General features: G+C 67.8%; 10 protein-coding genes and 1 pseudogene. 4 read left to right on the forward strand and 7 right to left on the reverse strand.

Annotation, left to right across the window (positions count from 1 at the left end):
- Positions 1-7 precede the first annotated feature (7 nt).
- Positions 8-2,353 carry a putative bifunctional diguanylate cyclase/phosphodiesterase gene (locus tag ACW176_RS12240; protein ID WP_492109325.1) on the reverse strand — a complete coding sequence of 782 codons (2,346 nt, stop codon included), beginning with the start codon at positions 2,351-2,353 and terminating at the stop codon, positions 8-10.
- Positions 2,354-2,362: 9 nt separating this feature from the next.
- Entirely contained in the window at positions 2,363-2,980 is a 618-nt protein-coding gene (locus ACW176_RS12245) for a cupredoxin domain-containing protein (protein WP_492109326.1), read from the reverse strand.
- A gap of 193 nt (positions 2,981-3,173) precedes the next feature.
- Here ACW176_RS12245 and ACW176_RS12250 point away from each other — a divergent pair, with 193 nt between their 5' ends.
- Together ACW176_RS12250 and ACW176_RS12255 are read left to right on the forward strand one after the other, a co-directional pair.
- Entirely contained in the window at positions 3,174-4,022 is an 849-nt protein-coding gene (locus tag ACW176_RS12250; protein WP_492109327.1) for a DUF3034 family protein, read from the forward strand.
- An 11-nt stretch (positions 4,023-4,033) separates the two neighbouring features.
- Positions 4,034-4,543 carry a group I truncated hemoglobin gene (locus ACW176_RS12255; protein WP_492109328.1) on the forward strand — a complete coding sequence of 170 codons (510 nt, stop codon included), beginning with the start codon at positions 4,034-4,036 and terminating at the stop codon, positions 4,541-4,543.
- A 33-nt stretch (positions 4,544-4,576) separates the two neighbouring features.
- On the opposite strand, the gene ACW176_RS12260 is transcribed toward ACW176_RS12255, so the two are convergent.
- From ACW176_RS12260 to hflK, 3 genes are read right to left on the reverse strand one after another with little or no spacing between them, the layout of a single operon-like run.
- Entirely contained in the window at positions 4,577-5,614 is a 1,038-nt protein-coding gene (locus tag ACW176_RS12260) for a purine nucleoside permease (protein WP_492109329.1), read from the reverse strand.
- Between the two features lie 51 nt (positions 5,615-5,665).
- On the reverse strand, positions 5,666-6,517 hold the full coding sequence (hflC, locus tag ACW176_RS12265) for a protease modulator HflC (RefSeq protein WP_419254815.1): 852 nt from the start codon (positions 6,515-6,517) through the stop codon (positions 5,666-5,668).
- A complete protein-coding gene (gene hflK, locus ACW176_RS12270) occupies positions 6,514-7,602 on the reverse strand; it encodes an FtsH protease activity modulator HflK (RefSeq protein ID WP_492057755.1) in 1,089 nt (362 codons plus the stop codon). The genes hflC and hflK overlap by 4 nt, the downstream gene beginning before the upstream one ends.
- Positions 7,603-7,707: 105 nt before the next feature.
- Between hflK and ACW176_RS12275 the strand changes: the two genes are divergently transcribed.
- Positions 7,708-8,820 (forward strand): Mrp/NBP35 family ATP-binding protein, encoded by a 1,113-nt coding sequence (locus tag ACW176_RS12275; RefSeq protein WP_492109330.1) that lies wholly within the window; start codon positions 7,708-7,710, stop codon positions 8,818-8,820.
- A gap of 88 nt (positions 8,821-8,908) precedes the next feature.
- Here ACW176_RS12275 and ACW176_RS12280 read toward each other — a convergent pair.
- Positions 8,909-10,198: pseudogene (locus tag ACW176_RS12280) on the reverse strand (outer membrane protein transport protein).
- A gap of 231 nt (positions 10,199-10,429) precedes the next feature.
- The gene (locus tag ACW176_RS12285; RefSeq protein WP_492109331.1) at positions 10,430-11,335 is read right to left on the reverse strand and encodes an SDR family NAD(P)-dependent oxidoreductase; all 906 of its coding nucleotides are present in this window, start codon (positions 11,333-11,335) and stop codon (positions 10,430-10,432) included.
- 197 nt (positions 11,336-11,532) lie between these two features.
- On the opposite strand from ACW176_RS12285, the gene ACW176_RS12290 reads away from it, so the two are divergent.
- Positions 11,533-13,707: a copper-transporting P-type ATPase gene (locus ACW176_RS12290; RefSeq protein WP_492109332.1), complete on the forward strand. Its 2,175-nt coding sequence runs from the start codon at positions 11,533-11,535 to the stop codon at positions 13,705-13,707.
- Positions 13,708-13,718: the final 11 nt, after the last annotated feature.

Consider the following 13,718-nt stretch of genomic DNA (forward strand, 5'->3'; position numbering starts at 1 on the left):
AGAGGCTTCAGGCCTGCTTTAGCGCCTCGGTCTGGACCTGCTCCGGCAGTTCAATCGACCAGCCGCCCAGGAACGCGGTCAGCGCCTCCAGCCCCATCGGCCTGGCGATGTGATAGCCCTGCGCCAGGTCGCAGCCCATCAGTTGCAGGAGGGCCAGGGCTTCGCGGGTCTCGACGCCCTCGGCGGTGACCTTCATGCCCAGGCTGTGGGCCAGGTCGATGGTCGACTTGACCAGCAGGGCGTCCTTGCCGCCGGCCTGCAGCGACAGCACGAAGGCCTTGTCGATCTTCAGCTCCTCGGCGCGGATCTGCTTCAGATAGGCCAGGGACGACAGGCCCGAGCCATAGTCGTCGATCGAGACCGGGATGCCCGCGGCCTCGAAGCGTTCCAGCACCCCCAACGCAACATCGGGATTGCCGATCACAGCCGTCTCGGTGATCTCGAAACAGACGCGGGCGGCTTCGCGGGTGACCTGCTCGATGGCGCGATCGGCAAAGTCGGCGTCGTCGATCAGCCGGCCAGAGACGTTGACCGACATCAGCACGTCGTGACCAGCCGCGCGCAGCGCCTTCTGGTCGGCGATGGCCTGGCTCAGGACGTAGTCGGTGAGGGCGCGGATGTGGCCGGTCTCTTCGGCCATTTCCACGAACAGGTCCGGACGCATCATGCCGCGCGTCGGATGGTTCCAGCGCACCAGGGCCTCGACACCGGTGATCTTGCCGGAACGAAGATCCAGCTTGGGCTGGTGATTGAGGAACAGGGCGCCGGTGGCCACGCCGTCCAGCATGTCGCTCATCAGCGACAGGTTGCCGGCCGGGTCGCCATAGGCGACAGGGTCGAACAGCATGACCTTGCGGTTGGCGGCGCGGCCCTGGTCCAGGGCGATCAGCGCCTGCTCAATGAGTCTGGGCGCATCCAGAGCGCCTGCCGTGGTGGCGGCCAGGCCGTGGGTCAGGTGCACATCCACCAGTTCGCCGCCGACGCGGATCGGCTTGTCGAGCGCCTTCGCCTCGACCTCGATCAGCGGCGTCAGGACGGCTAGGTCTGTGAGGCTGGAGACGACGCACAGGGTCGAGGTGGTCAGGCGGCCGACCAGCAGGCCCGGCGTGATGGCCATGATCCGCTCGCCCAGATCGGCGATCAGCTGGGTCGCCAGCGAATAGCCGATGGCGCCGCGCACGAAGGTGAAGCGGTCCAGGCCCACGGCGCTGATGATGACCTGCTCGCCCTCGGCGGCACTGGCCAGGCGGGTGGTGATCTCGCGCTCCAGGGCGCGACGGTTGGGCAGGCCGGTTTCCTCGTCGTGCAGGGCCTGATGGATCATCGTGGCTTCGCGGTCCCGGATTTCCGCAGCCATCAGATTGAAGCTGTCAGCCAGGCGGCCGATCTCGTCCTGGGTCTGGACCTCAACGCGGACATCCTCGCCCCGTTGCAGGCGGCGGGCGGCGTCGTCCAGGGCGGTGATGGGCCGGGCCAGGCCACGTGACAGGGCCCAACTGGCCACGACCACCAGGGCTGCGCCGATCAGTCCGGCGATGATCACGGCGGCGAACAGGGGGCGATACGGCGCCATCGCCTTGGCCATGGGATAGCGAAGGACCAGCGCCGCAGCGCCGTCCTGGCCCAGCGCCTTCAGCGGCTTGACGAGGATCAGGTCGTTCTGGCCGCCGGCCTTCAGCAGGCTGGGCTCGGCGATCCTGTCGCGCAGGGCTGTCTCGACATAGGCGCCAAACCGCTTGGCGTCGGAGCCCGCATCGTCGGTGATCCAGCCCTCGCCGCGCCGGTCAAAGACCTGGGCGTCCAGCTCGATGGCCGACAGGCGCTCCAGGGCTCGCATTTCCCTGTCGTCCAGCTTGGCGGCAAAGACGATCCAGCCGGTCAGGCTTGGGGCCAGGATCGGCGCCGAAATGACCTGATAGGGCGCGCCATCGACGACGAATACGCCCTGGGCGTCGTCGCCGGCGTCGAGCGCCGTCCACAGTTTCTCGAGATCCAGCCGGGCGGGATCCAGGCCCACCACATCGCCATCGACCCCGACGATGAAGGCCAGGTCCAGGCCCATGCGCTGACGAAGATTGGTGATGGCGGACTCGACGGTCGGAACATCGTGGGTGGCCACGGCCGCCCGGAAACCGAAGTCGCGCGCCAGCAGGTCGGCGCCGTCGCGCAGGCGCTGGGTGCGCAGCGCCCAGACGCTGTCGAACACCGTGCCGCTGGTCGACAGTTCCTTGCGCACCGCCTGCTGGGCGTTGGCGGCGATCGCCAGATAGACCGTCACCGCGACAAGGCTCAGCGCCAGGGCGAACAGCCCGGCATAGAGCACCGTCAGCTTGGTCTGGAGGCGATGGAACACGGCCGTCCTCTAGTGGTGCGCCGGAGCGCGCAGCTCGATCGACACCGACTCGCGGCTGTCGCCGCCGCCGATCGCGGTGGTGGTCAGGGTCTTTTCGTTCTTCATGCCGCGCAGATACGGATGCCAGATCCGCACCACGACGGGCCCCGACGGGATGTCACGGACCGTCGCCACACCGGCGTCGTCGCTCTTGGCCGCATAGGGGGTGTCGACCACCTTGATGAAGCCGACCATCTGGTCGTGGATGTTGCAGCCGATCGCGGCCACGCCGACGGCGGGCAGCTTCACGGTGCGGTTCTCTTCGCGGCCGTAGAGCTTCAGCTCGAACTTGTTGCCGGCCGAGAACGAATAGACGTGGTGGCGCACCTTATCGAGATTGGGGAACGAGACCTCGGCGCCCGCCGGCACGATCAGCACGAAGGGCGAGAACTGGATGTTCTGCTGGGCGACGCGATAAGGCCAGGGGAACTTGATTGGCCCACGACCAGGCTGGCCGCCTGGATTGACCGTGACGACCGCATCGGGAACGGGCCTGCCGTCGGCGCCGCGCACCGTGACGGTCAGGCTGCCGGCCCAGGCGGCGCTGCCCATGAACGCAACCATGAGAAGTGAAAGGGCGAATTTCATCACGCAGTACTAGCGTCTCTCGAATGAAATCGCCGTTAACGTGAATGTCCCGCCACGACATCTTGTCGAGCGACAGGGTTAAGCTGAAAGGTTCTGTAAAGTCTTCTGAACGACTTTCGGCAACTGGACTGTCGAGACGCGCCGAGGGCCGATGAAGCTTCACTATAGGATCCTTCCGGCTTTTGGCTGTGTCATGGCCGGAGCTCTGAGCCTGGCCACCGGCGCGGCGGCCGCCGAGATCGAGACCGGCGGAAAGTTGCTGCTGACGGGCGGCGTCACCGCCCTCGAAGGCGGGGCGGGCGGCGGTCTCGCCACCTGGGGCGTCATCGCCGGCAACGAGACCCGCAATGGCGTCGGCGGCAAGGTCCATGCGACCTATGTCGATGTTCCCGACTACCAGCTGCGCGCTGCGGGGGCTGCGATCGGCCTGTACGATCGAGTCGAGCTGTCGGTCGCCCGCCAGGAATTCGACACCGGCGCCACGGGCGCCAAGCTGGGCCTGGGCAAGGGGTTCACCTTCAAGCAGGACATCGTGGGCGCCAAGCTGCGGGTGCTGGGCGACGCCGTCTATGAGCAGGACAGCTGGGTTCCGCAGGTCTCGGTCGGCGCGCAATTCAAGAAGAACAATCAGGGCGCCATCATCAAGGCTGTCGGCGGCCGGCATGACAGCGGCGTCGACTACTATGTCGCGGCCACCAAGCTGCTGCTCGACAAGAGTCTTGTCCTGAGCGGGGCGGTGCGAATGACAAAGGCCAACCAGATCGGCCTGCTGGGCTTCGGCGGCGACCGGAACGACAGCTACAAGGCCCAGTTCGAGGGCTCGGCCGCCGTGTTGCTCAGCAAGCGCCTGGCGGTCGGGGCCGAATACCGCACCAAGCCCAGCAACCTGGGCTTCGCCAGAGAAGATGACTGGGTCGACCTGTTCGCCGCCTATGCGATCAACAAGACGGTGTCTGTGACGGCCGCCTATGTCGATCTGGGCGACATCGCCACGTTCCAGGATCAGCGGGGCCTGTATCTCTCGCTGCAGGCCGGCTTCTAGGAGAGCGCGCGATGCATCGTTTCACCCGGAGCGCGGCCCTGGCCGCCGTCGTCACCCTTGGCCTTGCCGGCGCCGCCCTGGCGCAGGACGCCGTTCCGCCCGCTGAGCAGCCGGTCGATCCCTATGCGCAGTCCAACGCCAATGCGCACGCCACGCCCCTGACCGACACCCGGGTGTTCGAGGCCTTCCACGGCAAGGACGGCCTGGCGCGCATCGCGGCCGACATGGTCGATCGCAGCCTGGCCGACCCGCGCATCAAGGAGATCTTCGCCACCACCGATCTTCCCCGACTGAAGCGGACCCTGGCCGAGCAGTTCTGCTACGTGCTGGGTGGCGGCTGCGACTATACCGGCCGCGACATGAAGAGCGTCCACAAGGACATGGGCGTCACCAACCGGGACTTCAACGCCATGGTCGAAAACCTGCAGTGGGCGATGGAGAAGGAGGGCGTGCCCTTCTTCGCGCAGAACAAGCTGCTGGCCAAGCTGGCCCCGATGCAGCGCGGCGTGGTGGAGCGTTAGTCCAGATACCGCTCTCCCCGGCGAGGTCTGTGACTATTTCCCCGGAACCGCGTCGGCGTAGCGCGGCCAGTTCTTCGACAGCTCATCCACCACCACGCCGCCGACCTTGAAGGCCGCGTCGAGCGAGGATTGCAGGGCCGGAACGCCAGTCTGCTCGCCCAGCAGGTTGGTCGCCGCGTCGCCGCCGGGCGGCTGGGTGGTGTAGTTGCTGGCCGTGCGCAGAACCAGCACGCGCCGGGGGTCGGCGCGGCCCGCGCGGCCCAGGGCGTCGACTGCGGCCAGGACGCCGGTGTCCTCCATGCCGGTCATCACGAAGCCGTCCTGGTCGCCGGTCCAGTAATTGGCCCAGGCCTCGTAGTGCCGGTTGAGGATCTCGCCGTGCCAGAAGGCCTGGCCGCTGACCTCGTCACCCTTCAGCACCATCGGCGGCGTCTGGGCCTTGGGCAGGCCCACATAGGGCGCGCGCAGGGCCTTGAGGGCGTCGTTGTCGGCGATGGCCGCGTCGCGCGTCAGATCGAAGGCCCAGTCGCGCAGGCCCAGGTTCAGGGGGAAAAGGTTCTCGTTGTCCGCCGCCGGAGGTCCCTCATAGGGCGCCTTGCGGTGGAGGGGGATCTGGCCGATCGACCAGGCCTTGGGCGTCTCGCGCGGGTCGATCATGTAGCCGAAGTCGCTGTCGATCACCGCGCCGATCCAGGCGGCCGAGCCGACCGAGCCCTGGTTGGGATTGACGCCGGCGATGGCCGCGATCAGCCAGTAGCTCTTGGAGAGGTCGAAGCGCGGATCAAGGCCCAGGGCCAGGGTCGAGATCGCCGCGCGGTTGGTGCCCATGCTGGTCGACAGCAGCAGCACCTTGCGGGCCGGGTCATAGCGCAGGTCGCGAAAGCCGGTCTTGAACGGGATCTTCTCCGGCATGACCTGGGCCCAGGCCTGGAACTCGCCGGCCTTGTCGCCGGTGTCCTCGCCGATCTCGAAGGCGGTGACCACCACCACCCGCACCTCAAGCGGCGCGGCGAGGGCGGGCGCTGAAGCCAGGCAGGCGAAAAGACAGGCGAGAACCGCGAGACGACGCATGGTCTTCCTCGAAAGAAAAAGGGCCGCGAGAGAATCTCGCGGCCCCGGTTCTTACTGCGCTTGCGGTCCGCGCTGGAAGTACTTGAAGAAGGCGCTGTCGGGGGAAAGCACCAGGGTGGCGTCTCCCTGACCAAGCGACGCCTCATAGGCCTGCATCGAGCGATAGAAGGCCGCGAAGTTGGGGTCCCGGCCGAAGCTGGAGGCGAACAGTTCGGCGCGGCGGGCGTCGCCTTCACCTCGGATCTTTTCGCCTTCTTCGGTCGCGGTCGCCACGATCTCGCGCTTCTGTTGCTCGCCGATGGCGCGCAGTTGGGCGGCCTCCTGCTGGCGGGCGGTCTGCATGCGCTCGAACACGGCCTTCTGGTTGGCCTCGGGCAGGTCGGCGCGGCGGATGCGCACGTCGATGATCTGGACGCCCAGATCGGAAGCCTTCACCTGGCGGCCGACCTCGTCGCGGATGGCGGCCATGACCACGGCGCGCTTGCCGGCGATCACTTCCTCGGAATTGGCCCGGCCGATGGTCTGGCGCAGCGAGGCGTTGACGATGCGTTCCAGCCGGTCCTTGGCCTTCGTCTCATCGCCCAGGGTCTTGTAGAACTGGCGCGGGTCGCTGATCCGGTAGCGGACGAAGGCGTCGACCACCAGGCGCTCCTGGTCGGCGGCGATCACTTCTTCCTGGTCGGCGTTCAGGGCGATGTTGCGGTTGTCGAACTTGACCACGCGATCCAGGAACGGCGCCTTCAGGTGCAGGCCCGGCGTGCGGACCACGCGGATCGGGTCGCCGAAGCGGATGACCAGGGCCTGATGGCGCTGATCGACCTGATAGACGGTCGAACCCAGCAGGACCAGCAGGGCGCCGGCGGCGGCGCCGAGGGCGGTGAGACGGTTTTGCGGACGGATCATTGGGCGGCTCCGTCGATGGACTTGACCACGGTGGCGGTCCGCGGGCGGAACGCGTCGGGCGGCAGGATCACCGGGGCGCTGGCGCCCTTGCTGTCGATGATGACCTTGTTCGAATTGGCCAGCACGCGCTGCATGGTCTCAAGATAGAGGCGCTCGCGCGTCACAGCCGGGGCCAGCTTGTACTGGTCATAGATCTGGTTGAAGCGGGCGGCTTCACCGGCCGCTTCGCGCACGACCTGCTCGCGATAGCCCTTGGCCTGCTGGACGATCTCGGCGCTACGGCCCCGCGCCACGTTGGCGGCGGACTGGGCGTTCTGGCTGGCGCGCTGCACGTCGCGGAAGGCGTCGATGACCGGGGGCGGCGGGGTGGCTGTCTGGATCTGCACGCTTTCGACGAAGACCCCGGCGTCATAGCGGTCCAGGATCTGCTGCATCAGGACCTCGGCCTCCAGCTGAAGCTGGCCGCGGCCGGTGGTCAGGATGGGGGTCAGGGCGGTCTTGCCGACCACCTCGCGCATGGCGCTCTCGCCGACGGCGCGGATCACGCTCTCGGGATCGCGGACATTGAACAGGTACCTGGGGGCGTCAGACACCCGCCACTGCACCGAGAAGGCCAGGTCGACGATGTTCTCGTCGCTGGTCAGCATCAGGCGCTCTTCGCCACCGTCCGTGCCGGTGGCGCCGATGTCGGTCGTGCGGATCTCGCTGACCGAGACCTTTTCGACGCTCTCGACCGGGAAGGGCAGGTGATAGCGCAGGCCCGGATTGGCGACACGCGAGAAGGCGCCGAAGGTGCTGACGACGCCCTGCTGGTTGGGCTGGACGACATAGACGCCCGTCACTGCCCACAGGGCGACGACGGCGCCGGCCGCCGTGGCGATGGCGCGGGGCCGGTCAGGACCCTGAAAGTAGCCGCGCAGGCGCGCGGTCAGATCTTCGATCACCTGGTTCAGGTCGATCGGGGTCTGGGGATCGCGAGGTCCGCCCGATGGGCGGCGCGGACCAGGGCGCGGCGTGTTGTCCTTGTCGCCATTCGGCGGCGGAGAACCCCAGGGACCAGGGCCGGCATTGTCGTTCCAAGGCATGGGCGGCGTTGTCTTCCCGTCGGATTTTGATTTTTCAGCGGGGATTGTAAATCGTTCCCCACACGCGGATATGAGGACCCCCACCCCACAAGGCAAGACATAGACGTGACCGGCGCCGCTTCAACCACCCTCGACGAGGCCCGCGCGGCCCTGGATCTCATCGTCGATCCGTTGACCGGGCAGGGACTTGTGGCTGCCGGACTGGTGCAGGGCCTGGTGGTCCGCAATGGTCGCGCCGGCTTCATGCTGGAGGTCCCGGTCGCCAAGACGGCCGCCTATGCGCCTGTGCGCGAGGCCGCCGAGAAGGCCCTCGCCGACCTGCCGGGGGTCGATGTCGCCCAGGTGGTGCTGACCGCCCAGGCCGCCGAGGGCGCCACCCGGGTGCGCAAGGGCGCCAAGGTGTCCGAGGATCCGAAGGCCCGCATGGTCCCGCCGCCGGAAGCCGAAAAGCCCGCCCATGTGAAACACGTGATCGCCGTGGCCTCCGGCAAGGGCGGGGTGGGCAAGTCCACCGTCGCCACCAACCTGGCCTGCGCTTTCCACGCCATGGGCCTGAAGGTCGGCCTGCTGGACGCCGACATCTATGGCCCGTCCGGGCCGCGCATGATGGGCGTCAATGGCGAACCCAGCTTCGAGGACGGCAAACTTCAGCCCCTGGAGGCCCACGGGATCAAGATCATGTCGATCGGCTTCATGGTCGATGAAGACAAGGCTATGATCTGGCGCGGTCCCATGGCCTCGTCGGCCGTTCGCCAGATGATCCACGAGGTTGCCTGGGGCTCGGAAGCCGCGCCGCTCGACATCCTGGTGGTCGACCTGCCGCCGGGCACCGGCGACGTGCAGCTGACCCTCGTGCAGAAACTGCGCATCGACGGCGCCGTGCTGGTCACCACGCCGCAGGAGATTGCCCTGATCGACGCGCGCCGCGCCGCGATCATGTTCGGCAAGACCGCCACCCGGATCCTGGGCCTGATCGAGAACATGGCCTTCTTCGCCGACCCTTCGACCGGCGCCCCGATCCCGATCTTCGGTTCCGGCGGCGGCGTGGCCGAGGCCAAGGTGCTGGGCGTGCCGGTGCTGGCGGAGGTTCCGATCGAACTGGCTGTCCGCGAAGGCGGCGATCACGGCGTACCCGTGGTGCTGGGCAAGCCCGACAGTGCGGCGGCCCGGGCGTTTGTCGGGGCCGCGAAGGCGTTGTGGGGCATTGTCAGGAACTAGGTTGCCTAGCCCGTACAGGCGCATAGGGGCCAGAAAAGCCGTCCGAGCACGGCCCGGACGGCCTGTTCCTGCCTAGCTCACGTCAGCCCTAGAAGCTGAAACGCGCGCCCGTCGACATCACGACGGCGGACCCCGTCACATCGCCGCGCAGGTTGACGGTCGAGCTGGTCGCCGTCACGTCGGTGCGATTGATCTTCGTGTCTTCGAAGCCGATATAGCTGAGAGCCGCGTCGAGCTTCAGGTTCGGCTTGGCCGCCCAGGTGGCGCCGGCCGCATACATCATGCGGTTGCCGTCCGGCACGCGGGCGGTGCGGCCGATGTCCGGGGTCGGGGTCGGATCGTACTGCACGCCGGCCCGCAGGGTCAGGCGCGGGCTGGCCTGATAGTCGACGCCGACGGCGGCGGTGGTGATGTCCTTGTAGTCCTGGACGCTGGTCGAGCCCGAGGTCGCGTACTTGACGCGGATGGCGTCGAACTGGCTCCAGCCGATGCGGCTGACCGAACCGTTCAGGGTAACGCGGTCATTGACCGCCCAGCGCGCGCCGATGATGGCCATCCAGGGGGTGGTGATCTGGGCCTCGCCGGCGGTCTTGAAGTTGCTGGACGCCGGGATGGGCGCCAGCAGACCCGAGACGGCGACCTCGCCCTTCAGGGTCTGTTCGACCTTGGCGCGGTAGCTGGCGCCCAGGGTCAGGGCCGGGGTGGGTCGATATTGCGCGCCCACGGTCCAGCCATAGGTCCAGCCGTCGCCCTTGAGTGACTGCAGGCCATCGGCCTGCAGCGGCGAGATGTTGGGCAGGGCGTTGGTCAGTTCCGCGTCGGCATGGACGGCGCTGACGCCAACGCCGAGGTCCAGCTTGTCATTGACGCGCCAGGCCACCGTGCCCTGGAGGTCGGCCGTGGTCAGGCGCGACTTCAGCGCGTCATAGCGGGTCCAGCTGCGCGGACCATATTCGGTGGTGAAATTTTAGGGCGCAGCCAGCGACAGGCCCAGGGTCAGGTGCTCATTGATCCGCCAGGCGCTGGCGAAGTTGGGCACGACGCCGCTCTTGATCGGCTTGGAGACGCGGCTGTCGCCGCCGATCGCCGTCGTCACCGGCACGGGGCGGGTGATGGTCGAGCCGTTGTTGGTGACGTCGGAATCGACCTGGATGGCGTGCAGACCGCCATAGACCTCATGGGCCTCCAGGCCGGCGATCGCGGCGGGGTTCCACCACAGGCTGGATGCGCCGCGATCAGCGACCTCGCCCGAATAGGCCCGGCCTGCGCCGCGCACCGATTGTTCCTGCAGATAGAAGGCCGAAGCGGAGGCCTGGGAGGCGGCGACGAGCACGCCAAAAGCCACGCCGACGGCGAGGCGGTTACGCGAAAAAGTCATGAACTGACGAGACCTTCTTGGGGAGGAGAAGTCCCCAAGCGTCTTGCGGCGCTGGAGGAGCGCCGCGTCTACCGGATTAAGTCAGAAACCGTCGCTATTTCTCGGTTGTGGGGTGAATTTTATACATGCAGTCAAAGAAACGGGGCCGCGAAGGCCCCGTTTCAAACGCTGTTATGTCAGTAATGGCGCGAATGTGGCCCCAAAGGGGCCGCTTTCACTACGAGACTATTGTCAGCCGCCCGCCATTTTGCGGAAGAACTTCTGACCTTGCTCGCCGCCGTTGAAATAGGCCTTTTGGCCGTCTTCGGCGGTGATCTGGCCCCAATGGTCGCGGATGCCCTCGGCCGACAGTTCGCCGTCGCTGAGATAGACGCCTTCGGTCTCATAGAGGCGCGTCAGGGCGAAGGCGCCGGCGCCGGCGGTCAGGATCGCGCCGGTCGGGGCTTCGTCGGAGACCAGATACATCACGCCTGGCGTGACCGCCTCGGGCGCCAGCTTGGCCAGCACTTCGGGCGGCATCAGGCCCTCGGTCATGCGGGTGGCGGCGACCGGGCTGATGGCGTTGATGTGGACGTTGTTCTTTTGACCCTCCAGCTTGAGGGTGTTCATCAGGCCCAGCACCGCCATCTTGGCCGCGCCGTAATTGGACTGGCCGAAATTGCCGTACATGCCCGACGACGAGGTCGTCACGACGATGCGGCCGTAGTTCTGGGCCTTCATGATGTCCCAGACCGCCTTGATCGGCTTGAACGTGCCCCAGACGTGGACCTGCATGACCGCCTCGAAGTCGGCCAGCTCCATCTTGCTCAGGGTCTTGTCGCGCAGGATGCCGGCATTGGCGATCAGGATGTCGATCCGGCCCCAGGTGTCCATGGTGGTCTTGACCAGGTCGGCGACGCCGACGTCGTCGGTCACCGAGGCGCCGTGGGCGATGGCTTCGCCGCCGGCGGCCTTGATCTCTTCCACGACCTTCAGGGCGGCGTCTGACGAGCCGCCCGAACCGTCGACGCTACCGCCCAGATCGTTGACCACCACCTTGGCGCCGCGACGGGCCAGTTCCAGAGCGTGCTGTCGGCCAAGGCCGCCACCTGCGCCCGTAACGATCGCTACCTTGCCGTCAAAACGGATGTCCGACATGCCCTAGTCTCCCTCAAACGCGTGTTTGGTTTGGCGCGTTTGTGCGGCGCGGGAGGGGAGGCGTCAAGGGCGCCGGCGCCGCGCGGCCCAGACGTTTTGCGCCGCTCAGGCGTTCCGTGTCCGAGCCTTGATCCTGATCACAGTGTCATGGGCCGCAGAGGCATATGGCGAAGGCCGGACGCCAGGAGAACCTCGCGATGCCTGACCATCCGCCACACCCTGCCCACGCTCCCAAAGGCGCGGCGCCGGGACTTGCCGCGATTGGATCTTTCTACACCTGTCCGATGCATCCCAGGGTTCGGACGGTGGGGCCCGGTGTCTGTCCGATCTGCGGCATGGCGCTAGAGCCCGAGGCGCCGCAGCTTGACGATGGCCCCAATCCCGAACTGACAGACATGACCCGGCGGTTCTGGATCGCTCTGGTCCTCACCCTGCCGGTCTTCGTGCTGGACATGGGCGCGCACCTGTTTGGCCTGATGCCGCCCTGGGGGGACCGCGCCAACGCCTTCATCCAGCTGGCTCTGGCTTCGCCGGTTGTGCTGTGGACGGGCTGGCCGTTCTTCCAGCGTGGCTGGGCGTCGATCCTGGCGCGCAGCCTCAACATGTTCACCCTGATCGCCCTGGGGACCGGCGCGGCCTATCTCTATTCGCTGGTCGCGACCCTGGCGCCGGATCTGCTGCCCGCCAGCTTCAAGGGTCATCACGGACAGGCGCCGGTCTATTTCGAGGCTGCGGCGGTGATCACCGTCCTGGTGCTGCTGGGCCAGGTGCTGGAACTGCGCGCGCGCGAGCGCACCGGGGGCGCCATCCGCGCCCTGCTGGATCTGGCCCCGCGCACGGCCCGGCGCATCGGCGCCGACGGCCAGGACGCCGAGGTCGGCATCGACGCCATTCTGGTGGGCGACCGGCTGCGGGTCAGGCCGGGCGAGACAATTCCCGTCGACGGCGTGGTGCTGGAAGGGCGCGGTCATGTCGACGAGGCCATGGTCACCGGCGAGTCGATGCCGGTCCTCAAGGCGCCAGGCTCGCTGCTGGTCGGCGGGGCGATCAACAAGAGCGGGGGCTTTGTCATGCAGGCCCAGCGCGTCGGGCGCGACACCCTGCTGTCGCGGATCGTGGCCATGGTCGCCCAGGCCCAGCGGTCGCGCGCGCCGATCCAGCGGCTGGCCGACCGGGTCGCGGCCTGGTTCGTGCCCATCGTGCTCGCCGCCGCCGTCCTGGCCTTCGCGGCCTGGGCGCTGGTCGGGCCCGAGCCGCGCCTGGCCAACGCCCTGGTTGCGGCCGTGGGGGTGCTGATCATCGCCTGTCCCTGCGCCCTGGGATTGGCCACGCCGATGTCGATCATGGTCGGGGTCGGGCGCGGCGCCCAGGCGGGCATCCTGCTGAAGGACGCCCAGGCTCTGGAGCGGCTGGAGCGTATCGACGTGCTGGTGGTCGACAAGACCGGCACCCTCACCGAGGGCCGACCTGTCCTGACCGCCATCCAGACCGTCGGGGTGACGGAGGACGAGCTCCTTCGCCTGGCCGCCAGCCTGGAACGCGGCAGCGAGCATCCGCTGGGCAAGGCGATCGTCGAGGCCGCCGAGGCGCGCAAGCTGGCCCTGGCCGAGGTCGCCGGGTTCGACTCGCCCGTGGGACGCGGCGTGACCGGTCTGGTCGAGGGCCGCCGCGTGGCGATCGGGGCCGAGCCCTACATGTCCGATCTGGCGATCGCGGTCACCGATCTGGCCAAGGGCGCCGAGGCGCTGAGAGGCGAGGGGGCGACAGTGGTCTTCGTGGCGCTGGACGGCGTGGCCGCCGGGCTGCTGGCGATCAAGGACCCCATCCGTCCGTCCAGCCGCGCGGCGATCAAGGCGCTAAAGGACCAGGGCGTTCGCGTGCTGATGATGACCGGCGACAATGAGGTCACCGCCATGGCCGTGGCTCGCGCTCTGGGCATCGATGAGGTGGAGGCCGGGGTGCTTCCCGACCGCAAGGCCCAGGTTGTCGAACGGCTGAAAGCCGAGGGGGCGTCTGTGGCCATGGCGGGGGACGGGGTCAATGACGCCCCGGCCCTGGCCGCTGCCGATGTCGGCATCGCCATGGGCGGGGGCGCCGATGTGGCGATGGAGGCGGCCGGCGTCACCCTGCTGAACGGCGACCTGATGGGCGTGGTCCGGGCGCGCTCGCTGTCGCGGGCGGTGATGCGCAACATCCGCCAGAACCTGGCATTCGCCTTCGCCTACAACGCCGCCGGCGTGCCGATCGCGGCCGGGGCGCTGTATCCGGCCTTCGGCCTGACCCTGACGCCGCAGCTGGCCGCCCTGGCCATGGCGTTCAGCTCGGTCAGCGTGATCGGCAACGCCCTGCGGCTGAGGACCTGGAAGGCCTGAGCCGCAACGAA

The sequence above is a fragment of the Caulobacter sp. FV1ye13L genome, assembly GCF_058681155.1.

Excerpts from the sequence above, each read along its gene's own strand:
- ACW176_RS12245 (WP_492109326.1), bottom strand. The coding sequence starts at position 2,980 with ATGAAATTCGCCCTTTCACTTCTCATGGTTGCGTTCATGGGCAGCGCC.
- ACW176_RS12250 (WP_492109327.1), top strand. The coding sequence starts at position 3,174 with ATGGCCGGAGCTCTGAGCCTGGCCACCGGCGCGGCGGCCGCCGAGATC.
- ACW176_RS12255 (WP_492109328.1), top strand. The coding sequence starts at position 4,034 with ATGCATCGTTTCACCCGGAGCGCGGCCCTGGCCGCCGTCGTCACCCTT.
- ACW176_RS12260 (WP_492109329.1), bottom strand. The coding sequence starts at position 5,614 with ATGCGTCGTCTCGCGGTTCTCGCCTGTCTTTTCGCCTGCCTGGCTTCA.
- hflC (WP_419254815.1), bottom strand. The coding sequence starts at position 6,517 with ATGATCCGTCCGCAAAACCGTCTCACCGCCCTCGGCGCCGCCGCCGGC.
- hflK (WP_492057755.1), bottom strand. The coding sequence starts at position 7,602 with ATGCCTTGGAACGACAATGCCGGCCCTGGTCCCTGGGGTTCTCCGCCG.
- ACW176_RS12285 (WP_492109331.1), bottom strand. The coding sequence starts at position 11,335 with ATGTCGGACATCCGTTTTGACGGCAAGGTAGCGATCGTTACGGGCGCA.
- ACW176_RS12290 (WP_492109332.1), top strand. The coding sequence starts at position 11,533 with ATGCCTGACCATCCGCCACACCCTGCCCACGCTCCCAAAGGCGCGGCG.